This is a genomic window from Vallitalea longa, from assembly GCF_027923465.1.
Lineage (GTDB): Bacteria > Bacillota > Clostridia > Lachnospirales > Vallitaleaceae > Vallitalea > Vallitalea longa.
On record NZ_BRLB01000003.1, the window covers coordinates 251,299 to 274,913 of the forward strand.

The following is a 23,615-nucleotide window of genomic DNA, read 5'->3' on the forward strand; positions in this document are numbered from 1 at the left end:
GGATTTTGTTATGGTTAAGATTGGAATTATTGGTGCAGGTAGGATTGGAAAATTACATACAGAAAATATTTGTTATAATGTAAAAAGAGCAGAAGTAGTTGCTATAGCAGACATTCACATGACTGATGAGATAAAAAGATGGGCAGAAAGTTTAGGAATAACAAGGTGTTATAAGGATTATAGAAAAATACTTGCTGAAAAAGATATAGATGCCGTTCTTATCTGTTCCTCAACTAACACACATGCACCTATCTCTCTAGAAGCTATACAAGCTTCTAAACATGTATTTTGTGAGAAACCGGTTGATTTGAAGATTGATAAGATTATGGAGGTTATTGATGCTCTTAAAGGGAAGAAACTCAAGTATCAAGTAGGATTCAACAGAAGATTTGATCATAATTTTAGAACTATCAGGCAAGCCGTTGAAAAAGGTGAGATAGGAGATCCTCATATAATGAAAATCACATCTAGAGATCCAGCTCCACCATCAATAGATTATGTGAAAGTGTCAGGAGGACTATTTCTTGATATGACAATTCATGATTTTGATATGGCAAGATATTTAGTTAACAGTGATGTTGAAGAAGTGTATGCTAGAGGAGATGTTCTTATTGATGAGGAGATTGGTAAAGTTGGAGATATAGATACAGCCCTTATTTCTATGAAAATGGAAAACGGTACTTTGGCAGTTATTGATAATTCCAGAAAAGCAGCATATGGATATGACCAAAGGGCAGAAGTATTTGGTTCAAGAGGAATGCTATCAACATCTAACGATAAACCTTCAACAGCTATATTAAGCAATGAAAAAGGTACTATGGGTGAAAAACCACTATATTTTTTCTTGGAAAGATATATGGAATCTTTTAGAGACGAAATGACTTCATTTATTGATTCTATCGTTAATGATGAACCTGTAGCTGTAGGAGTTTACGATGGACTTAAAAGTGTTATGATAGGGATGGCTGCTAAAAAATCAATAGAAGAAGGAAGACCTATTAAAATATTAGAAATTGAAATATAAAATTAATATACTAGTGATGAGATAAAAGGATATTCTCATTGCTAGTATATCAATAATAGACATGATAGGTTTTATTTTTGTTTCAATAAACAATTATGAGCGATATTTATTGCTGTTTCTCTAGGTAAGATTCTATTAAGTTGTCTCAACAGATTATTTTTGATTCCTACCACTTTGAATAATTTGTTTTTCATCAATGCATTATAACCTGCTTTTGCCACTCTTTTTGGAGATAGCATTGATTGAAATATTTTAGCTTGACCTGAACCTTTGGCACAGTCAGTAAAATTGGTATCTGTTGGACCAGGACAAAGAGCTGTAACTTGTAAACCGTAAGGTTTGAATTCACTGTGGAGTGCATCGCTAAAATGTAGTATAAATGCTTTTGATGCAAAATATACTGCCATATATGGACCACCTTGAAAAGCACTTGTTGAAGAGATATTCAATATTTTTCCATGGAATCTTTTAGCCATATCTTTTGAAAATAGTTTGGTCAAATGAGTCAATGCTCTAATATTAAGTTCTATCAAATCTAATTCTTTTTCTAGGTTAGTCTCAATGAATGGACCATAAGTTCCAAAGCCAGCATTATTGACTAAGATATCAACTTGTATTTTTTTTCCTTTTATTATGTTATAGATTTCGTTAGGAGTATTTCTCTTAGTTAAATCCCGTTGAATAAGATTAACTGGTACTTTATAATTTTTCTTAATTACGTTTCTAGCTTCGTATAGGGCTAAAATATCTGTTCCCACAAGAATCAATGGGTAATTGTTTTTGGCAAATATTTTAGCTAGTTCTAAACCTATTCCTTTGTTTCCACCTGTTATTAGTACATATCCTTTTTTCATAACATCACCTTTTTCAAATATTATTTAGTTTCTGTAGTTGTTATCTAATTATTCAGCGTAATACAAAAATAATATGGCAACATTTAGTATTTTTATAAATATATTCTTCTAACTTTTTAATCTGCATATGAGATTTAAAACTTTTTATTTATTTGCATCAATTTAATGGTGGGAAAGTAGAGATAGGAGTTATATTATATATTTATTTGTGGTATAATTTTCTTTGTTAAATAGGAAAGTTCTACTTTCTATTTTCCTTGAAATCTTATATGAGGCGTAGCCTCTTTGTTGATATTATAATATTACAGAATATAAACGAAGAAAGGACAACGTAATGGAATTAATATCTAAAGTAATACCCATTCTTTTATTGTTTTTGGTAGGATACATTATTAGAAGAACCAATTTCCTCAGTAGAGAAACTATGGATGGTATAAAGAAGATAGTTATTGATATAGCACTACCAGCAGTTTTATTTATAGCCTTTGTTGATTTAGAACTCAAGAAGGAATATGTAGGATTAATCTTGTCGATAGTTTTATTGTGTATTCTTATGCTGTTTATTGGGTTTATGATAAATAAAATACCAAAAATCAGTAGCCCTGTGTTTCCTTTTATAATGTCTGGATTTACTTTCGGACTATTAGGTATTCCTTTATATGTAACTGTTTTTGGTGAAGCTAATTTACCTTCTATGGCTATAATGGGTATTGGACATGAGTTTTTTATCTGGATAGTATATATATCGGCTGTAAAATTAGTTTTTAATCATGAGAAGTTGAATCTAGAAACTGTAAAAGGCTTTATAACGTCTCCACTTATAATTGCACTTGTACTAGGAGTTACAATAAATCTATTAGGTTTGACTAATCTATTATATGATAATCTTATATGTAATGGCTTGTATACTACATTAGAATATTTCAGTGGTATAGCTACACCATTAATCTTAATAGTGATAGGGTATGGATTATCTTTCAACAAGGAATATACGAAACCAACAATCGTTTATACTATATTACGTTTAGTGATAATGTTGTTGGTAGGTTACTTAATTAAATTTACGATTATTGATAGATTCATGGAATTTGATAAATATATGGAATATGGTTATTTTACATTCTTAATATTACCACCTCCATTCTCTTTATCAATATTCGTTGGGAAATATGGTCGTGAAAAAGATGCGGAACTTGTAAATAATATAACAGTAACTTATACGTGTTTATGTGTTATTATTTATATTGCATATGTTTTTATGATAGGAAGTTAACTAGAGAGTAGCATATAATAAATATAAAAAAGATTGGACTGAATAACTATGACATATATAGCAAAAGCTAGTATAAATGATATAGAAAAAATTATGATGCTTATTAAAGCATGCGTCAACAATATGAGAACTAATAATATAGATCAATGGGATGATAAATATCCTGATATAGAGATAGTTACAAAAGATATTACAGAAGGAAATCTGTACATAATGAAAGATGATGATAATATTTACGGAATGGTAACTATTAACGAAAAGCAAGAAGATGAATATAGTGAGGTTATATGGAGAAGTGACTCGTCCAAAATTCTAGTAGTTCATAGACTTGCTGTAGACCCACAAGTACAAGGTAATGATATAGGAAAATCATTAATGAAGTTTGCCGAAGATTCTGCAATACTGAAACACTATGATTCTATAAGGTTAGATACTTATTGCGGCAATCCCATAGCTCTTGATTTCTATAGAAAGTTAGGCTATGAAAGAGTGGGACATATTTACTTCCCTCATAAAGAGCTACCATTTTATTGTTATGATAAAATTATGACAGACTTATAGATTTTGGGTAAGGAGAATAGTTATGGAGGAAAGAAATTTCAGCAAAGCATATTTATCAAATTTGAATGTTAATTTAATAATAGCTGATTATATCCATTGTGATGATTCATGGAAATATAAGACATATATTCCTCCATTCAATAAATTCTATTATATCATTGAAGGCAACGGATGGGTTAAAACTGGGGATAAAAGCTTATTCCCTAAAAAAGGTGATTTAGTTATCGTCCCTGCTAATAAACCTCATGCCTTTTCCTATATCAATGATAATTATTATAAAAAATATTGGTGCCATTTTACAGCTACAATAGGTGATAAGAATCTTTTTGATATATTTGATTTTCCCAATCTGATTAATATTACAGATGACAAGGATTGGATTGAAGGCAAGTTCTTGCAGTTGGTACGATATGATAGAGAAGAAGATGTTTCCTCTGTATTGAAAGCAAAAAGTGTACTACTGGATATTATAGCTTATTTTTTGGATAGTATAAATGTAAAAAAACTACGTGTGTCAAAGTCACCATCAATCGAGAAATTGGAGAAGATATTGTCATATATTGATAGACATTTAGCTGAATCCATAACAGTGGAACAACTCGCTAATATTGCCCATTTACAGGTCAACTATTTTATTAAATTTTTCAGACTGCATATAGGAAATACACCTATGAATTATGTTAAAAGGCAGCGACTAGAAAAATCAAAACAGTTTCTTATTAATTCAGATTTAGCAATTTCTGAAATCGGTCAAAGAGTGGGGTATAATGAAGTAAGCCATTTCTCTAATCAGTTTAAGAATTATACTGGGATTACGCCTACTGTGTATAGGAAACAGAGAGAGAATAAATTATAGAGAAATTAAAAAAAGGGCACTATATTTAATCATATAGGCATGCCCTTTAAGTTTATATTACTTAATTGATTTATATTTAGTGCTACATTCTTTACTTAGTAGATACACGCAATATTGATTCATACTGACACCTTCTGTTTTTGCATTTCTAAATTATACTGTTAATCCAAAAGGCAACAAATATAATTTACTTATACCATTACTTAAAAATAATATCACTATAGGTAACTATGGTGGAATAGCAAGTGATACTATGAGTTTTAAAGTGAATAAATTGAATATAACAGGATATGTAAATCATACTTCTAAATGGAATGAAACCCGTATAAGCTTTAACAATGCTAAAACAAAAACTAATGATTTACCAAGAGATATTAACACATATTGGTAAAGTTTTGTTGTAAATGCAGATACTACAAAAATTAATAGCAATAGTAGCGTTTTTGCGAAGAATGTAAAAGCTGAAATTCCAATTTTTATAAAATAAATACGGTAAAAGAAAATGAATTACTATAATATTTTCAATCCATCAATATTATTTGTTAGTAAACATTCATAATATACAATTGAAAATGCATTAATATACATTAAAAAATACAAATATTCATTTTCTTAATATATCGTAATAAAGCAATATACAAAAAACTAGATTATATCAGTGTTCTAGCGATTCTTTGTGAGTTCATATATTTTTTCCTATATGAACTATACTAAACATTAAATTTCTATCTTAGGATTAACAGAAAAGTTATTATGAACATAAAATTCACTATGAAATATAGTAATAAAAACTACTAATTCATCAATTTAGACGAAATATTGAATCAAAATATGAAATATGATACTATATATCTAGTATAGCTCTAAATTGATGAATGATTATTAATGGCGAATAAGATTTTTACATATAAAAGAAGATTATAAACTAATATTATTTTTAAACCTTCCAATTGGAAGGTATTTTTGTTGATAATGAAGGTAGAATTAATAACCATTTATTAAGGATCTAATGGAACATAAAGGAGTTTTGATAGTGCATCTAATTATTTGTTAAGGAGAAATTTGTCTCTAATGTAACTTAAATATGGGAGGAGATATTGTATGAATTGGTTAAGGAACAAATTTCATAGAAAAGGTAATGCTAATGCATATACTGATGAATTAAAATCGACAGATAATAACATAAAACAAGAAGATGATAAAGAGTTAGAACTACATTTAGAAAAATTGATACCAAAAAAATGTAGTGAAAAAGAAATGAAGTATTATAAAGAATCTTTGGATTATATCTTTAGCCAATCTGATTTATTAAATATTGCTGTATCTGGAGATTATGGTGCGGGTAAAAGCAGTGTAATACAAACGTATGATGATTTATATGAAAATAAGAAATTCATTTATATTTCATTAGCCCATTTTGAACAAGAACAATTAGAAAATAATGATATTATTAAAACTGAAGTAGATAGTGAACTAGATTTAGAGGGTAAAATAATTAATCAACTTATACATCAGATTAAAGTAAAAAAAATACCACTAACACGATTTAAAATAAAAAATGATATATCAAAAATAAGTCTAATTATACATGCTGCACTAATCAATATTTTATTTATATCAATATTTTATTTATTTAACTTTGGTAAGTGGAAAGAAATAGTTCACAATACATGGTTTACAATTACAACTACAAGAGTAGCTCATAATGCTTTTTTTATTGTAGCAATAGTTGGTTCTACATTTTATATATATAAAATTATAAGATCACAATACCAAAAACATATCTTTAAAAGAATTAAATTTAATGGTAGTACAGAAATTGAGCTATTTGAAAAAAATGAAAAAAATGATGAATCTTATTTTGACAAATATTTGGACGAAATTCTATATCTTTTTCTTAATGCTAATGCAGATGCTATCGTTTTTGAAGATATAGATCGATATAGAAATAATCTAATATTTAGTAAACTAAGAGAAATAAATAACCTAATTAACAAGAAAACTAATAAACCAATAAGATTTTTATATTTGGTGCGGGATAATATATTTTCTTCTAAAGACAGGACAAAATTTTTTGATATTATTTTGCCTATTATACCAGTTATTGATAGTTCAAATTCCTATGATCAATTGTTAAAGCACTTTAATAATTCTGGTATTAAATTTGATGAATTATTTTTAGATAGGGTATCCCTATATATTGATGATATGCGAGTATTAAAAAATATACATAATGAGTTTGTTATTTATTATGGAAAGATCAAGGGAAAAGAACAAGGCTTAGATAAAAATAAACTATTGGCTCTTATTATATATAAAAATATATTTCCTAAAGATTTCAGTGAGCTGCAATTAAATTATGGTTTTGTATACAATATATTTGCTAATAAAAAACAGTATAATGCTAATGAAAAAAACAAATTACTTAATAAAATTAAACAAAACATAAAAGACATTGAAGATATTAAAAATGAAAATCTTAATGATTTAATTGAACTTGATACGTTATATTTTAAAAGTAATGAATGGAATTATATAAATAGTGTACGCTATAAAACTAGAAAAGAATTTATTGAAGCTGTGTGGTCCGAAGATCAAGATCATATTAAAAAGCGATTCTCAGGAAATGAAAAATATGAACAACGTCGTGAGATTATTAATGGTAAAAATAAAAATAGGATAAAGGAACTTGAAAATACAAACGATAAATTATATTCAAAAATAAATTTGTATAATTCTTTAAAAATGCGTGACATCATTAATAAAGATAATATAAATGAAATATTTAACTTGGATAATAAAAAAGAAAATAACAATTATGATTATATTATTAAAAGTCTGTATTATCCTTTAATAAAATATTTAATCCGTAATGGTTATATTGATGAAACGTATAAGGATTATCTAACATATTTCTATGCAGAAAGCTTAAGTACAAATGATAAAATATTTTTAAGAAGCATAACAGATGAAATAGCAGTACCTTTTGATTATTCATTAACTCATGTTGATAAAATTGTTAGTAAACTAAGGGTTTTGGATTTTGGACATGAAGAAGTACTTAATTTTAAACTATTAAATTATCTGTTAGAAAATAACCATAAATATTTAGATAATTTATTAGTTAATATTAAAGGGAATAAGCGTTTTGACTTTGTTTGGAGTTATTTACATTTAAAAAAGAAAAATAATAAAAAGATAACAGAACTAAAAATAGAGAATTTTTATTTAGATAAATTTGTACTAAAACTAAATAAAATATGGAAAGAAATAGGAAACTATTTGTTTTCAGATTCAGTCTCAGAAATTACTAAAATGCAAAAGAATCTATATATGATGTATACACTTCTCTATTCAGATGGTGAAGATCTATGTAATATGAATATAGACTATTGTATAACACGTTACATATCTAATGTTCCTGATTTTCTAGCAACGGACTTACTTATGGATTATGAAGAGGAAAATATTTTACAGACTTATTTTGCATCGGCAATAAAAGCATTTATAAATTTGGACATTTCATTTAAGAATATTGATTATGAACTGGCAAACAAAGACTTTTTTAGAGAAATTTATAATAATAATTTGTATGATCTAAATTATGAAATGACGGAATTAATCCTTAATAATGTGTACCAGGTTGATTTAAATACTGCTAATGGTAGGTTGTATACTATAATTTTATCTAAACCCGATGAACCTTTTAAAGGATATGTTGACAATAATTTAAAATCATATATTAAAGTAATATTGGATAACTCACAAGATGATATTAACGATGATGAAGATTGTGTAATTAAGATTTTAAATAGTAATGCTGATATTGAAGATAAAATTAATTATATTAAAAAATTAACAACATTGGTATCTTATTTAGATGTGATTGAGGAAAAGGATCTTTGGAAAGTTCTTATTGATAAGAATGTTAAACAGAAAAAGGAAAATATACTACTTTACTATGGATATTATAGCATAGATAATTCCCTTATTAATTATATTAATGGTTTTACAAATAATTTTAAAATGGTTGATGATGACTTCAGTGAGTATCAAATTGATAAACATAAGTTTTATGAGGATGTCATGAACTGTAATGAATTAGATAATCAAAAATATAAGATGATTCTTAACAGTTATTATGAGCAAATATTTGAACTTTGTTTAAATGATAAAGTTGATGAAGATAAGATTAAAGTACTTATTGATTTAGAAATTATTGCTATGTCTAAAGATAATATCAATTATATGAGAGAAGAATACCCTGAATTAATGACATATTTTGTTTCTAATAATACATTAGATTATATTGAGAAACTTGATGATGATATATTGGTTAAAGATGAAATTCTTATGTTTCTAGAAGAGGCTAGTATTAGTGACGAAAATAAAATTAAGCTTATAGAAGAATACCCAGATAGACTTGAAATTAAAGATAAGAATTATTCTGAAAAGATGTTATTATATATCATAGAAAATAATAAATTAGATTTTAGTGATTTTGAAATTATTATTAATAGGTACGAAACAAGTACAATTACTATGAAACATGCAATAGAAAACTTGTGTGTTAAGAATACTAATAAAGTTATGGACATAAATATTGATAATTTAATACCTTTAGAACTTATTTATAATATAATGCTAAGCAATGAATATGATGAAAAATATAAAAAACGTATGATTATTGAATCAATTTCAGAACTAAATATTAAGCAGGTAAGGCAATGTTTTGTAAATGCCAAACTTACCAAATTTGTAAAAGTCTTTGAAGGTAAGAGACCTATGGTTCGTATTACTCCAGAAAATAAAAATATATTATCTCAATATAAAAAGAGAGGATGGATATCAAGTTATAACCCTGATAAAGGAAATTCTAATTATTATAGGGTTCAAGGCAGGAAAATTAAGGATAATAAAGATGATGATGTAGCAGTAGAATTACTTTAAATATATTTAAAACTAGCAGATAAATTTGTGGACTGATTTACTTTTTTATTCCTTAAAAAATCTTAACTAGAGAAAACAAATATTCAAGAATATGGAACAGCATTATCATAAGTTAAAATGATAATGAAAATAAGCCATTGCCATCTATGATTAATGTTAGATGGTGATGGCTTATTAAAGGGATTTTTTAACCAGTTCATATTGTTTTTACTATATGAACTGTTTCATGTTAAAGTTAAAAAGCGAATTAAAAAGGTACTGTTGTAAAAAATAAAGTTCGTTTATATCGTCTTTAATATAAATCATTAAGATATTATTATTTTGTATTGTTAGTAAAGTAAATTATTACCTTATAAATTATTTCACAGATTAACTTCCATAAGATAAGTATTATAAAAAAGGATACTATAAAGGTAAAAATTGATAATATCAAATTATTGGTTGTAACATAGGTATAAAAGATTTCTGTATTTTTCTCGTATGTTACTTCTTTTTCATATGTATAAGTAGTATAAACATAATATGAAATTTTATAAGATTGGTATAATAGTAATATAATTCCTATATAGAATAAATGCATAATAATTTTTTCACAATTCATATTTCCAATAGCAAAAAAACTTTTAAATTTATTATTCAATAAAATCACCTCTATTATATTATATATTTAAATAAAATTTTAATCAACAACAATATAAATTTAAAATATTGATTAATATAAATTGTATAATAAATAAAAAAAGAGGAAACAAAATGAAAAAAATTCAAAACATTAATACTATCTTTGAGTTTGCTATTGTTTTTTAGTCAACCTATACATATTAATGCACAGGAAATAACTAATAGTGAAGATGGTAAAACAATTATGATTATGATTGTACAAAATGGTAAAACAACATTTTTAGAAGGTGAACAGGCAGAAGATTATCTTAATGAAAAGAAACTAGAAACTGACAAACTTAAACAAGCTAAATTAAATCTACAAAATAAAAATTATTTTAAATCAACTGATTCTTTAAGTGAAATAATGCCAATAGAAACTGTACATTATTTTAATGTTTATGAGGAAGTAGGTTCTAGTGAAGATGTTCACAGATACGATTTAAAAGAAAATATTACAGAATATTGGAAAAATTCAACGTCTACACAACAGTCACATACTTTTGGTTGGGCAAGTTCATGCAAATGGACAACAAACATAACATTAGAATCTGCAGAAAAAAAGGCTTTAAAAGCAGTTGTTGGAAGTTCTTGGCAAAAGGAATATAGTAATAATGGGAGTGTAACTATAAATGTTGTACCAGGTAAAACAGTATGGATGACATACTATCCAATTATGGATAATTCATATGGAAATATGGAATATGTTAAAGTTGATTTACTTGGTAATGTAACTGTATTACTCTCTAAATGGGTTGACACATATTCACCTTCTTTATTATATAATCCTTTACTTGATGCAGATGTGCCAAATGGTGTATACGAATGGAGAGAAAAATAATTTTAGAGGAGCAAGTCATAAAAATATGACTTGCTCCTTTAAATGTTTTTAAACTCAATATTATAAAAGAACTTTAAAACCTTCTTAAACAAATCATCTTCATTAAAATCTTTATATTGGATATCAAATACAACTCTTAATACTAATATCCTTAGAAATCAAAATATGTATGTTATTAATTATTTAATAGTATTATAAAATAGCACAAAGACTAAGGGGTTTCCTTATAGAAGAAATAGATGACCTTATAGAATTTAGGGAGAATATTGAATAAAAGAGCTTATGTTGTGGGATGGAAAAGAGGATATAGAAAACTTTGATTCCATTGAAAAAGCAATCATGGATTTTTGTATAGAAAATAAAACGTTTTGAGTTACTACTAAATACAATGTTAATATTTTGAAAAAACAAGTTAATTATTATAAAGAAAGCTTCCTGAAAATTATGTTAGTATGAAATTAAACTAATAAATCAAATTATACATAAGGAGGCTATTTTTTATGGGTAAAATGCCATTTAGACAGATTCATCTAGACTTTCATACTGGAGGGGAGATTCCAGGAGTAGGTAGTAAATTCAACAAGCAACAATTTCAGAATGCACTAATAAAAGGTCATGTTAATTCCATTAATATATTTGCAAAGGGTCATCATGGTTTTCTGTATTATCTTGACGGTGTAAGTAAGTCACATCCAACATTAGAGATTGATTTACTTGAAAATATGCTAGAAGCATGTAAAGAAATTGATGTCAAAACACAGATATATATTTCAGCTGGACTAGACGAAATGATAGCACGCAAACATCCAGAATGGCTCTTTAGAAATCAAGACCAAAGTACAGTATGGGTGAAAGATTTTACAACAGCAGGCTATCATGAGTTATGTATGAATACACCATATCTCGACTATCTTCTGAAGCAAGTTGAAGAAGTAACTAATAGATTTGAGACAGAAGGAATATTTCTTGATATTGTGGGACCTAGAAAATGTCATTGCCAGACTTGTATGAATCAATTGATCGAAGAAGGAAAAGATCCAAGAGATGAGAAAGCAGTAATTGAATTAGGTGAGAGGGTTTATAAAAATTATTTGGAGAGAATAGTTGAGACTATCCATAGCATAAAACCTGATATGAAGATATTCCATAATAGTGGACACATTAAAAGAGGTAGACGAGATTTATTTGGTTATTACACACATTTTGAGCTAGAATCTCTACCAACAGGAGGATGGGGATATGACCATTTCCCTCTATCAGCAAGATATGTTCAAGGTCTTGGAAAAGAATTCCTTGGAATGACAGGAAAATTCCATACTACATGGGGAGAATTCGGTGGTTTCAAGCATCCTAATGCACTTAGATATGAATCAGCGCTCAATTTAGCTAACGGAGCTAAAATATGCGTTGGAGATCAAATGCACCCACAAGGAATGTTGGATGAAGTAACTTATGCATTAATAGGCGAAGCTTATAAAGAGGTTGAAGAAAAAGAGCCTTGGTGTGATGATGTAGAAAATATAGCAGATATTGGGCTGTTGTCTGAAGAGTGTATTGATAGCGGAGATTTAGAAGTCACTAATGATTTTGTAGGTAAAGCTGATGCAGGAGCGGTTCGAATGCTTCTAGAAGGTAAGTATCTATTTAATGTGATAGATTTAGAAGAAGATTTTAATAAATATAAAGTCATTATATTACCTGATGTAATTACGGTAGATGAAATTCTAGAGGAAAAATTAAATGATTATATCAATAGGGGCGGTAAAATACTAGCTACTGGAAATTCATGTCTAGATAAACAAAGACAAAATTTTGCTATCGATATGGGTATCAAATACGAAGGTAATAATCCATATAAACCTGATTATTTTGTTCCTCATTTTAGTTACCAAGGACTTGGTAGTACTTCATTTATCATGTATAGCGATGGAATTAAAATATCACTGGATGGAGGAGAAGTTCTGGGAGAAAGAGAAGATTCATATTTTAACAGAGACCTACTTCATTTTTCTTCTCATTTCCATACACCTAATGAACCTGGTAAACGCTCGCCTGGAATGGTTAAAAGTGATGCGGGAATATATATTGCATGGCAGGTATTTACTGATTATGCAACAAAAGGTAGCTTGATTCTGAAAGACAGCGTTAAATATGCTCTTGATAAGTTATTATCAGATAATAAGTCATTATCAACTAACTTAATGGAACAAGGGGTTACTACACTTCAGCATCAGAAAGATAAAAATAGATACATCAATCATCTTTTATATGCCATACCTGTTAATCGTGGAGAGGGTGTAGAAGTAATAGAAGATATAGTGCCAATATATGATGTTGACGTAACACTACAAGTTAAGGAGAAGATAGAAAAAGTTTATCTAGCTCCTCAGATGATAGACATACCTTATAGTCAGACAGATGGTAAATTAACCTATAATGTTGATAAAGTTGATTGTCATCAAATGGTTGTTATACAGTATAAGTAAGATCTGTAGAATAAGTATAAACATATAATTGATTTTTATATTAAATATTAATAATGTAATAAGTGAAATCCCTATCAAAATTACTCTATATGGTAGGGATTAATTTTATTCTATATAGCATTTACAAGTACTTTATGTATTACTTATTGGCATAAGCACGAATGATTGTTGATGAAAATAATATAATAAATAGATTTTGCTATTATAATTAATAAATTAATGTAACTTGGAACAAAATGTATGTTTATTGATGTTTTTTTAAATTAGGGAATATTATTACTATATTAATAATGTAAAGATAATTTTATTCATTTTTAAACTATGTTATAATAATATAAATAAGTGTTGATAAAAAAGTGACTATTGTAATACATAAAGATGACTGTTGCAATAGTCATTTTCTAAAAGGAGATGATTAAATGAAGAGGCTATAATAACCGAACTTTAACTTTTAGAGCTATTACTGCTAGAAAAGTTTTAATTTTATTATTGAAAGGAGAAGTTATGACTACAACAAAATTGAAGATAATCGCTTGTACAGCAATGTTATTAGATCATTTAGGAGTATATTTTAATTTTATAATACTCCATGTAATAGGAAGGATAGCATTTCCTATTTTTGCTTATTTAATTGTAGAAGGTTTTTTTCATACTAAAAATATTAAAAAATATCTTATAAGATTATTTGCCTTCGCTATAATTTCTCAAATACCATATGTTTTATATTTTAATGGACCTTTTTTTGATCTTGAGCCTGCTAATTATTCAAATCCTATTTTATATCTACAAACTCTGAATATATTTTTTACATTATTTTTTGGGTTGCTTGCCATATATGTTTTTGATAAGAATAAAAAAATGGGAATTGTAGTATTAGTTATATTGTGTATCATAGCTCAATTTACAAATGCTGATTATGGTATATATGGTATATTGACTATATTTTTATTTTATTTATTCAGAGGACATTTTTGGAAACAGACAATTAGTTATTCTACTCTTACAATATTGATATTAGCAAAAAGATTAATAAAGTTTGCTTTAAGAAATTATAGTGTTTTTGTAAGATGTTTTGGTATAGCCTTGATTGCACAGATTTTTTCTATATTAGCCTTAGTATTCATTTATTTTTATAATGGTAAAAAAGGGAAAAATATCAAATACATATTCTATGTGTTTTACCCTGGACATTTGTTGGTATTATGGTTCTTAAGAGATGTTTTATCTAATATAAATACTTTTTTATTTGTTGGATAGTAGTATTTACATATTAAGAGAAAGGAATATGTTTGAATAACATAATTATTACTTGTAGGATAAAAAATAATGCAAATAATGTCTTGACAGAAAAGTGACTATTATGATAGTATAAAAATGACTATTGCAATAGTCATTTCTGAGGAGATGATTAAATGACTATGAAAAAAATAAAAGGAAAGGAGAAGATTATGAAACTAAATAAACTATCAATAATTACTATTTTAAGTGCTTTTGTGTTGTTCGTGGCTTGTACTAGTGTATATGCTATGACGGAGGCTATAGAAATGCCTGATGGTACTGTTAAATTCAAGAGAAATTATCAAGATGTTGATATACAAACTAGTGAATCCACTGTATTTGATGTTGATGGAAAGATTTATAGGTGTGACTCAGATGGAGAACTTATCGAAATCAACCCAGAAGAGATAGAAGATAAATGGGATTTTGAAGAATATACAGCTAAGGAATATGAACAGTATATCAATGAATTCATTGCTAATCATGAGGAATACATGGAGCAGATTAAGAATTCTGAGCATTTTACTCAACCTGAAATAGAGGAAGAGCAGAAAATTTTTGAAGAGACTTTAGCTATAATGCAGGAGCAACTGGAAGCCATTAAATCTGGTGAAGGGTTTGTATGTAAACCTATAGTAATTGATGAATATGTAGATGAAAATGGTGTTTGGTGGTGTAATTCTATAAGTTCATCTGGAACTTACGGAGAAGTAGGAGTAGGAATTTCTGTCGGAGGTTGTATAGATGATAAAGAATTTGGTCCATTTGATACGACAGAAGAGTTTAATAAAGCAGTAGAAAATTATCTACAAGATGAAGTGGAAACAGGTAGAATGACAGAAGAAGAAGCAGATAAAATTCGTAAAGATTTCGAAGAGCAGACAAAAGAAAGAAGTATTTAATTAATTAAAAACTGCCGAAAATTATTATCGGCAGTTTTTTAAAATTACTATAAAATGAAGTTGTTATATGAAGTGTTGTTATAATATTAATGGTGTATTGACGATATTTTCATTTTATTTCTTAAGAGGACATTTTTGGAAACAAAAGTATTGAAATCAAATGACTATTGTGTTAGTATGAAAATGACTATTACAATAGTTTTTTGGAGGTATTGATATGAGTATAAAACTATTCGATTCAGAGTTGAAAGTAATGGAAGTGTTATGGGAAAAAGGAGATCTAGCCGCAGGAAAGATAGCTAAATCTTTAAAAGTAGATATTGGATGGAACAGAAATACTACTTATACAGTTATTAAAAAATGTATAGCAAAAGGTGCTATTTCTAGGTATGAACCTAATTTCATGTGCAGCGCAAATATCAGTAAAGAGCAAGCTCAACAATATGAAACAAAAGAGTTAATTGATAAGATGTTTGATGGCTCTACAGAAAAATTTTTCGCAGCTTTTATTGGTAATCAAAATCTTTCAAAAGAAGAGATAGAAAAATTAAAGAAAATGGTTACTAAGTCAAAGTGAGGTGTATATATTGGATATAGTTAAAATAAGTTTGAATACAAGTTTTTTTATAATATTTGTAATTATTTTGAGAGCTATTGCAATGTACCATATTCCCAAAAGGATATTTGTAATGTTATGGGATATAGCGATCTTACTGCTTATTGTACCTTTCCGTATTCCCTCGCATTTGAAGATACATTCTTTTATAAACAATATATTTAATAATGTTATTGATGGTATTTCACCTTCTACTAATGCAAATAATAATATTACTATAATAAGTGATTCCGTTTCTAATATAAGGGATATTTCTGTTAGAGACAGTAATAATCTTAATACATGGTTTGTTATATGGATTATAGGAATAAGTGTTTTAATTATTTATTTTACGATATCATTCATTAAATCATCAAAAAGGTTACAATTAGCAATACCAATTAGTGATAATAATTTTATTACTAATTGGATTCAAGAACAGAAATTAAAACGTAAGATAAAAGTCTTATGTCTAGATAGAATAACATCCCCTGTCACCTGTGGTATCTTTCGACCTAAGATTATACTCCCTAAAATCATAGATTATTCCAATGAAAAACAATTAGATTTTATATTGACTCATGAATTGATGCATATAAAAAGATTTGATGTCTTGTTAAAATCAATTTTAATAATAGTTACGTGTATTTATTGGTTTAACCCTTTGGTATGGATAATGTATGTTTTAGTAAATAGAGATATGGAGATTTCATGTGATGAAAAAGTATTATCAATATTTGGAGAGGAATCTAAGTCAGAATATGCCTTATCTCTAATAAATCTAGTAGAACCTAAAGCAGAATTTTCACATGTCTATAGCTATTTCGGTAAAAATGCTATTCAAGAAAGAATCGTTATGATAATGAATTTCAATAAAATATCAAAATTAACAGTTACAGCTCTTATTGCTCTTGTATTAAGTTTTACAAGTATATTTGCAATGACAAAGGCTGAAGAAACACCTAATGAAGTTAAAAAATATATAGATGATAAAAATAGAGAAATAACATTTGATGGATTACATGAACAAATATTTGATGCCAATGAAAATATTTATACTATAGATTTTGATTATAATAATAATTTTGAATCAAATCAGTCTGATGTAATTTATGATTTTGAAGATAATACATCTTCAGAATCAACATATATAACTATTATGACTGACGATTCAAATGAAATGAACAGTGAAAGGACTATCATATATAAACCATATGAAGAAAAAGAATATTTAACTGAGGACGGTTTTTCAGTTAAGAGTTCAATTGTAATTGATCAGAATTAATAATAAAAAATATCTTATTTTATAGAACTGTCGAAAAATATTTCGACAGTTTTTATATTGAAAAACAATTTATGTCTACTCTGAAATCATTATAACATAACATACTTTAATAAAGCAAAGCTTTAAAACAATTAAGTTTTTTATATGATATAACACCTTGTATTAAATTATTTTAAGAAATTTATAAAAAAATTTTATTTATAATTAAACGTTTTTTTCTTAAAAAATACAGTAATTATGGGGATTTTTGTTGAATATTTATCCGAAAAGCATTGAATATAAATTCATAATATTTTAAAGGGTGTTTTAATTTAAAAAAGGTGGTTGTTATTGGAGGATAATTATGTGATAATATGTATGTAAAAGTGCATATTTCTGACACATGAACAATATTATTCATGATATGTTTGCTAATGACATTTCCTATTTGCTAAGCTTACTTACTCATTCATTAACACAATTCTATAACTTTAATATAAATGAGAAAATAAAGATATTTATCACATAGTTAATAGTATTAATTTTCTCAGCTAAAAAACTTATTGTAAAAGGGGGAAGTTGATGTCTTACGATAATCCACTCCATGTAACATCAGAAATAGGCCGGCTTGTTTCTGTTATTCTGCATAGACCTTCAAATGAATTGGAAAATCTAACACCTAATCTAATGGAGAAGCTGTTATTTGATGAAATCCCGTATCTGAAAGAAGCAATACGAGAACATGACTATTTTGCGAAAACATTAAAAAATCAAGGGGTAGAAGTTCTATATCTACAGGATTTAGCTGTTGAATCAATAACAGATAAAAAGGTTAGAGATAATTTTATAAAAGACTTCTTAAATGAAGCGAGAATCTACGATGTAAGAATGAAATATGCACTCTTGGAGTATTTTGATAGTAAAGATAATGGTATGCTTGTAAGAAAAATGATGTCAGGAATTAGAAAAAACGAATTACCTAATATAGCCTATAAATCTTTGGCTTATTTAGTGGATGACACATATCCTTTTATACTTGACCCTATGCCCAATCTATATTTTACGAGGGATCCAGCTGCTGCTATAGGAAATGGTATAACTCTTAATAAAATGAGAACATCTACAAGAAACAGAGAAACATTATTCATGAAATATATAATTGAAAATCATCCGAGATTCAAGGATGCTGATATACCAATATTATATAATCGAAATGAAAAGACTTCATTAGAAGGTGGAGATACATTAGTTCTTAATAAAAATGTGTTGGCTATAGGTATATCGGAAAGATCAGAAGCACATTCAATAGAGACACTTGCTCATAATATTTTTAACTCTGGTCAGAGTTTTCATACTATACTTGCATTCAACATACCTAAGAAAAGAGCATTTATGCATCTGGATACAGTCTTTACTATGATAGATTATAATAAATTTACAATTCATCACGAAATCGAAGGTCCATTGACAGTTTATTCAATAACAAAAGATAATAATGGTAATATCAAAATTAGTGAAGAGAATGCTACTTTGGAAGACATACTCAAAAAATATCTTGGCTTAACGGATATTAAGTTGATTCGCTGTGCAGGTGGTGACAAGATTGATGGACCTAGAGAACAATGGAATGATGGTTCTAACACTTTGGCAATAGCACCTGGAGAAGTTGTTGTTTATTCAAGAAATTATGTTACCAATAGAATTCTTAATGAAAATGGAGTAAAGACACATGTTATTCATAGTTCTGAGTTATCACGAGGCAGAGGTGGTCCTAGATGTATGAGTATGCCAATAGTAAGAGAAGAAATTTAAACTTATCATATTACTTAGAATCTATTATTCATATTATGACATAGATAGGAATATTCAGTAAGAGTGATAAGAAATAAATTATAATTTTATAAGGAGGAAGGTAAGATGGGTTTTAATTTAAAAGGAAGACATTTATTATCGTTAGAGGATTACTCTAAGAAGGAAATTGAGTATTTAATTGATTTGGCTAGTGAATTGAAAAGACAAAAATACGCAGGTATCCGACCAAAAAATCTTGAAGGTAAAAACATAGCATTGATTTTTGAAAAACCTTCTACAAGAACAAGATGTGCATTTGTAACAGCGGCTGTTGATGAAGGAGCTCATCCAGAATATCTAGGAAAAGGCGATATTCAATTAGGGAAAAAAGAGTCAGTAGCTGATACGGCTAGAGTATTAGGAAGAATGTTTGATGGTATTCAATTTAGAGGATTCAGCCATGATACAGTAACAGATCTTGCAAAATACGCAGGTGTTCCTGTATGGAATGGACTTACAGATAAATTTCACCCAACTCAAGTATTAGCAGATTTTCTTACTATTTTTGAACATAAAGGTTATTTGAAAGGAATAAAATTTGCATATGTGGGTGATGGAAGAAACAATATGGCTAACTCATTAATGATAGGTGCATCAAAAGTTGGAATGGACTTTAGAATAGTATCTCCAAAAGAGTTATTCCCAGAACAATCATTGGTTAATAAAGCAGAAGCTTATGCAAAAGAATCTAGTGCAAAAATAACAGTTACTGATGATATCAGTGAAGGAATAAGCGGTGTTGATGTAATCTACACAGATGTATGGGTTTCCATGGGAGAAGAAGAACATTTTGAAGAAAGAATCAAATTATTAAAACCATATCAAGTAGATATGAATATGATAAATATGGCGGATGAAGATGTAATATTCATGCATTGCCTACCAGCATTCCATGATCTAAAAACCACTGTTGGTAGAGAAATAGAACAGAAGTATGGCATAAGTGAAATGGAAGTCACTGATGAAGTTTTTGAAAGCAAATATTCAGTTGCTTTTGACGAAGCAGAGAATAGGATGCATACGATTAAAGCTGTTATGGTAGCAACTTTACAATAAATTATTATAGAGCACTTATTTATTACATCAGTATGTAATAAGTATTTTAGAGGAGGATAAGGTATGGAGAACATAAAAGTTGTTATTTGGGGATTTGGAGCAATGGGTAGCGGAATGGCTAAAATGCTTTTGAAAAAACAAGGTGTCGAAATAGTTGGTGTATGTGATAAAGACCCTAACAAAATAGATAAAAGCATGTATGAAGTTCTAGGAGCAGATAGAGGAGATAAAAGAGAAGTTATCATTAAAGGTAATGAACAAGAAGTCTTTACAGAAAAATGTGCGGATATAGCTTTATTATGTACTGATTCATATGTGAAGGGTGCTTTTAATAAAATTAAATATATAGCAGAAAAAAAAATAAACATTATATCTACTGCTGAAGAAATGGCATATTCAAAAGCACAGTCTCCTGAATTATCAGAAGAAATTGATAAAATAGCTAAGGCTAATGGGGTATCAGTTTTGGGAACTGGAATCAATCCAGGGTTGATAATGGATTTGCTAGCAGTTGTTTTGACAGGAGCATGTGAAGAAGTTGAAAGTATAGAATGCGAAAGAGTCAATAGTTTATCACCTTTTGGTCCAACAGTAATGGAAGAACAAGGTGTAGGTATTAAAGCAGAAGATTTCATTAAAAGAGTAGAAGACGGTTCTTTAGCAGGTCATGTAGGATTTGCTGAATCAATCAGAATGATTACAGATGCTATAGGTTGGAAATTAGATGGACCTATAAGTCAGGGATGTAAACCTATCATTTCTAATGTTTATAGAGAAACTCCATATGCAAAAGTAGAAGCAGGTAATGTTGCTGGTGTTAATATGGTAGGTCACGGTATGGTTAATGGAGAAAGAAAAATCAATATGATACATCCTCAACAAATAGAACCAGAACTTGAAGGAGTAAGTACTGGTGATTACATAAGAATCAAAGGTGTTCCAGACATAAATATGGCAATTAATCCAGAAATACCAGGTGGCATAGGAACCATTGCAATGTGTGTCAATATGATTCCTCATGTTATTAGTGCAAGAGCAGGTCTAAAAACAATGTTGGATTTACCAGTTCCAAGAGCTATCATGGGTGATATGAGAGATTTAATTCAATTATAGATTATTCAAGGTTTATAGAAGATAGAAGTATTGTTTTACTTCTATATCAAAATTTTTTACTTGGTATAGCATTTAAATTCTGCTATAGGATAGTCTATCTAGCAAAAGGGGACTATATCTATAAGTGCTATGGGAACTGTCCTATAGTGGAATATTTACTATCAGAAAAATAAAGAATGTGAGTTTTTCTTACTGAAAATGTTTCAATTATGGAAATTAATTATTACTATATAGTAATAAAAAAGGAGGGTATTTATAATGATCGCAAAAAAAGGTGATTGGGTTAGAATTCATAATATTGTACTTCAACCTGACAAGAGGGCTAGTCATTTGCCTGATGATACCAAAAAGTGTCCTCTTGAAATGTGGGTAAAAGGATTCTTAGTAACTGAAGAAGCGTGTATTGATGATGAGGTTGTAATAGAAACATACATAGGACGTAAGATGGAAGGAACATTGATAGAATTTAATCCAAGCTATCAACATACTTTTGGAGATTATATTCCTGAGCTTTCTTATATCGGCAATCAGCTTAGGGCAATTCTTGGAGGTGAAGATAGTGAGTAGAGATAATAGTTATGAAGCAATAATGAGTAGAAAAAATGAGATCATGAAAAAAGCAGTAGGTATTGATTATAACGAATTCGAAAGAGAAGGTATCGCTTTTGATTATGAAGAAATGATGAGAAAGACTGGTTATAGTCTGGATCAGATAATAGAGATCGAAAAAAATACTAGTATAGGGAATACTCCTGTATATGAACTTAAAAATCTAACAAAACTAGCTAGAAAGCTCTCTCCTAGTGGTAAAGGAGCTAGAATTTTCCTTAAAGACGAAGCAGCTAATCCATCTGGAAGTTTCAAAGCAAGACGTGCAGCTGTCTCGGTGTATCATGCTAAGAAACTTGGATATAAAGGTGTTGTAGCAGCTACTAGTGGTAATTATGGCGCAGCAGTCGCTAGTCAAGCAGCTATGCAGGGACTAAAATGTATCATTATCCAAGAATGTTATGACAGTATGGGAAAAGGACAGCCAGAGATAATTGAAAAAGCCAGAAAATGTGAAGCATATGGAGCTGAAGTCATACAGTTGACAGTTGGACCAGAATTATTCTATACCTTTTTAAAAGTACTAGATGAAACAGGTTATTTCAATGCATCATTATATACTCCATTCGGTGTAGCAGGAATTGAAACAGTAGGATATGAATTAGCAACATGGTTCAGAGAGAATGAGAACAGAGATCCTGATATGGTTGTTGTCACCAATGCAGGAGGCGGAAATCTAACAGGGACTGCAAGAGGATTAAGGAAAGCAGGAGCAAAAGGAACTACTATAGTTGGAGCAAGTGTAGACTTGACAGGACTACATATGGCAAGTGATAGTCAATTCAATAAAAAATCATTTACCACAGGTCATACAGGATTCGGAGTACCTTTTTCAACTAATCCAGATAGGTCAGATGTACCAAGATCGGCAGCACGTCCATTAAGATATATGGACAGATATGTAACTGTATCCCAAGGAGAAGTTTTCTATATGACAGAGGCTTTGGCAATGGTCGAGGGACTTGAAAGAGGACCTGCAGGAAATACAGCTGTGACAGCAGCTTTTGACCTAGCTAAACAAATGGATGAAGATAAGATGATTGTTGTCCAAGAGACAGAATATACTGGTGCTGGTAAACATGTATCCGCTCAGCTATCTTTTGCTAGAGAAAATGGAATCAGTATTGAAATAGGTGATCCAGTAAATCAGGTTCCAGGTGAAAATATAATACTACCAAAACATCCAAGTCTAATAAAAGCTAAAGAACTGGATATGATGAAATTGAAAAAATCTTATATAAAGAATCTAAAATCAGACAAAAGCTTTTCAGATAAGGAGCTTGAGTTTATTAAAGATGAAACTAGATTAAGTATAGAAGAAATAGAAAAAATAGTAGAACAATTGTAGCTGATTTATAGGTATTAGGTATTTGATTACATTATATATAGGTTATGGGGACTTAGATTATGTAATAGAATATTAAAATTTAGAGGAGGAAGTT

At 28.5% G+C, this 23,615-nt stretch carries 17 protein-coding genes; 16 read left to right on the top strand and 1 reads right to left on the bottom strand.

Annotated elements, in window-relative coordinates; translation table 11 throughout:
- The first annotated feature begins 10 nt into the window (after positions 1-10).
- Positions 11-1,024: an inositol 2-dehydrogenase gene (iolG, locus tag QMG30_RS09060; protein ID WP_281814760.1), complete on the top strand. Its 1,014-nt coding sequence runs from the start codon at positions 11-13 to the stop codon at positions 1,022-1,024.
- Positions 1,025-1,095: 71 nt separating this feature from the next.
- Here iolG and QMG30_RS09065 read toward each other — a convergent pair whose 3' ends face one another.
- The gene (locus QMG30_RS09065; RefSeq protein ID WP_281814761.1) at positions 1,096-1,878 is read right to left on the bottom strand and encodes an SDR family NAD(P)-dependent oxidoreductase; all 783 of its coding nucleotides are present in this window, start codon (positions 1,876-1,878) and stop codon (positions 1,096-1,098) included.
- A 334-nt stretch (positions 1,879-2,212) separates the two neighbouring features.
- On the opposite strand from QMG30_RS09065, the gene QMG30_RS09070 reads away from it, so the two are divergent.
- From QMG30_RS09070 to ortB, 15 genes are all read left to right on the top strand, one after another.
- Positions 2,213-3,151: an AEC family transporter gene (locus QMG30_RS09070; protein WP_281814762.1), complete on the top strand. Its 939-nt coding sequence runs from the start codon at positions 2,213-2,215 to the stop codon at positions 3,149-3,151.
- A gap of 48 nt (positions 3,152-3,199) precedes the next feature.
- Positions 3,200-3,712 carry a GNAT family N-acetyltransferase gene (locus tag QMG30_RS09075; protein ID WP_281814763.1) on the top strand — a complete coding sequence of 171 codons (513 nt, stop codon included), beginning with the start codon at positions 3,200-3,202 and terminating at the stop codon, positions 3,710-3,712.
- 22 nt (positions 3,713-3,734) lie between these two features.
- On the top strand, positions 3,735-4,568 hold the full coding sequence (locus QMG30_RS09080; RefSeq protein WP_281814764.1) for an AraC family transcriptional regulator: 834 nt from the start codon (positions 3,735-3,737) through the stop codon (positions 4,566-4,568).
- Between the two features lie 1,101 nt (positions 4,569-5,669).
- Positions 5,670-9,518 carry a YobI family P-loop NTPase gene (locus QMG30_RS09085; RefSeq protein ID WP_281814765.1) on the top strand — a complete coding sequence of 1,283 codons (3,849 nt, stop codon included), beginning with the start codon at positions 5,670-5,672 and terminating at the stop codon, positions 9,516-9,518.
- A gap of 796 nt (positions 9,519-10,314) precedes the next feature.
- Positions 10,315-11,019, top strand: coding sequence for a hypothetical protein (locus QMG30_RS09090; protein ID WP_281814766.1), 705 nt, complete (start codon positions 10,315-10,317; stop codon positions 11,017-11,019).
- A 500-nt stretch (positions 11,020-11,519) separates the two neighbouring features.
- Positions 11,520-13,505 carry an alpha-amylase family protein gene (locus QMG30_RS09095; RefSeq protein ID WP_281814768.1) on the top strand — a complete coding sequence of 662 codons (1,986 nt, stop codon included), beginning with the start codon at positions 11,520-11,522 and terminating at the stop codon, positions 13,503-13,505.
- Positions 13,506-14,009: 504 nt separating this feature from the next.
- Entirely contained in the window at positions 14,010-14,762 is a 753-nt protein-coding gene (locus tag QMG30_RS09100) for a TraX family protein (protein ID WP_281814769.1), read from the top strand.
- A 155-nt stretch (positions 14,763-14,917) separates the two neighbouring features.
- Positions 14,918-15,685 carry a hypothetical protein gene (locus QMG30_RS09105; protein ID WP_281814771.1) on the top strand — a complete coding sequence of 256 codons (768 nt, stop codon included), beginning with the start codon at positions 14,918-14,920 and terminating at the stop codon, positions 15,683-15,685.
- A gap of 217 nt (positions 15,686-15,902) precedes the next feature.
- A complete protein-coding gene (locus QMG30_RS09110; protein ID WP_281814772.1) occupies positions 15,903-16,262 on the top strand; it encodes a BlaI/MecI/CopY family transcriptional regulator in 360 nt (119 codons plus the stop codon).
- A 1-nt stretch (position 16,263) separates the two neighbouring features.
- Positions 16,264-17,565: a M56 family metallopeptidase gene (locus QMG30_RS09115; protein ID WP_281814774.1), complete on the top strand. Its 1,302-nt coding sequence runs from the start codon at positions 16,264-16,266 to the stop codon at positions 17,563-17,565.
- Positions 17,566-18,126: 561 nt separating this feature from the next.
- Positions 18,127-19,356, top strand: coding sequence for an arginine deiminase (gene arcA, locus QMG30_RS09120; protein WP_281814776.1), 1,230 nt, complete (start codon positions 18,127-18,129; stop codon positions 19,354-19,356).
- Between the two features lie 105 nt (positions 19,357-19,461).
- The gene (argF, locus tag QMG30_RS09125; protein WP_281814777.1) at positions 19,462-20,451 is read left to right on the top strand and encodes an ornithine carbamoyltransferase; all 990 of its coding nucleotides are present in this window, start codon (positions 19,462-19,464) and stop codon (positions 20,449-20,451) included.
- Between the two features lie 63 nt (positions 20,452-20,514).
- On the top strand, positions 20,515-21,564 hold the full coding sequence (gene ord / locus QMG30_RS09130; RefSeq protein WP_281814779.1) for a 2,4-diaminopentanoate dehydrogenase: 1,050 nt from the start codon (positions 20,515-20,517) through the stop codon (positions 21,562-21,564).
- A 258-nt stretch (positions 21,565-21,822) separates the two neighbouring features.
- Positions 21,823-22,131, top strand: a complete 309-nt coding sequence (ortA, locus tag QMG30_RS09135; protein ID WP_281814780.1) for a 2-amino-4-oxopentanoate thiolase subunit OrtA — start codon at positions 21,823-21,825, stop codon at positions 22,129-22,131.
- Positions 22,124-23,521 (top strand): 2-amino-4-oxopentanoate thiolase subunit OrtB, encoded by a 1,398-nt coding sequence (ortB, locus tag QMG30_RS09140; RefSeq protein WP_281814781.1) that lies wholly within the window; start codon positions 22,124-22,126, stop codon positions 23,519-23,521. Before ortA ends, ortB begins: the two co-directional genes overlap by 8 nt.
- Positions 23,522-23,615: the final 94 nt, after the last annotated feature.

Excerpts from the sequence above, each read along its gene's own strand:
- ortA (WP_281814780.1), top strand. The coding sequence starts at position 21,823 with ATGATCGCAAAAAAAGGTGATTGGGTTAGAATTCATAATATTGTACTT.
- QMG30_RS09075 (WP_281814763.1), top strand. The coding sequence starts at position 3,200 with ATGACATATATAGCAAAAGCTAGTATAAATGATATAGAAAAAATTATG.
- QMG30_RS09085 (WP_281814765.1), top strand. The coding sequence starts at position 5,670 with ATGAATTGGTTAAGGAACAAATTTCATAGAAAAGGTAATGCTAATGCA.
- QMG30_RS09080 (WP_281814764.1), top strand. The coding sequence starts at position 3,735 with ATGGAGGAAAGAAATTTCAGCAAAGCATATTTATCAAATTTGAATGTT.
- ord (WP_281814779.1), top strand. The coding sequence starts at position 20,515 with ATGGAGAACATAAAAGTTGTTATTTGGGGATTTGGAGCAATGGGTAGC.
- QMG30_RS09070 (WP_281814762.1), top strand. The coding sequence starts at position 2,213 with ATGGAATTAATATCTAAAGTAATACCCATTCTTTTATTGTTTTTGGTA.
- arcA (WP_281814776.1), top strand. The coding sequence starts at position 18,127 with ATGTCTTACGATAATCCACTCCATGTAACATCAGAAATAGGCCGGCTT.
- QMG30_RS09065 (WP_281814761.1), bottom strand. The coding sequence starts at position 1,878 with ATGAAAAAAGGATATGTACTAATAACAGGTGGAAACAAAGGAATAGGT.
- QMG30_RS09100 (WP_281814769.1), top strand. The coding sequence starts at position 14,010 with ATGACTACAACAAAATTGAAGATAATCGCTTGTACAGCAATGTTATTA.
- iolG (WP_281814760.1), top strand. The coding sequence starts at position 11 with ATGGTTAAGATTGGAATTATTGGTGCAGGTAGGATTGGAAAATTACAT.
- QMG30_RS09105 (WP_281814771.1), top strand. The coding sequence starts at position 14,918 with ATGACTATGAAAAAAATAAAAGGAAAGGAGAAGATTATGAAACTAAAT.
- argF (WP_281814777.1), top strand. The coding sequence starts at position 19,462 with ATGGGTTTTAATTTAAAAGGAAGACATTTATTATCGTTAGAGGATTAC.
- QMG30_RS09095 (WP_281814768.1), top strand. The coding sequence starts at position 11,520 with ATGGGTAAAATGCCATTTAGACAGATTCATCTAGACTTTCATACTGGA.
- QMG30_RS09110 (WP_281814772.1), top strand. The coding sequence starts at position 15,903 with ATGAGTATAAAACTATTCGATTCAGAGTTGAAAGTAATGGAAGTGTTA.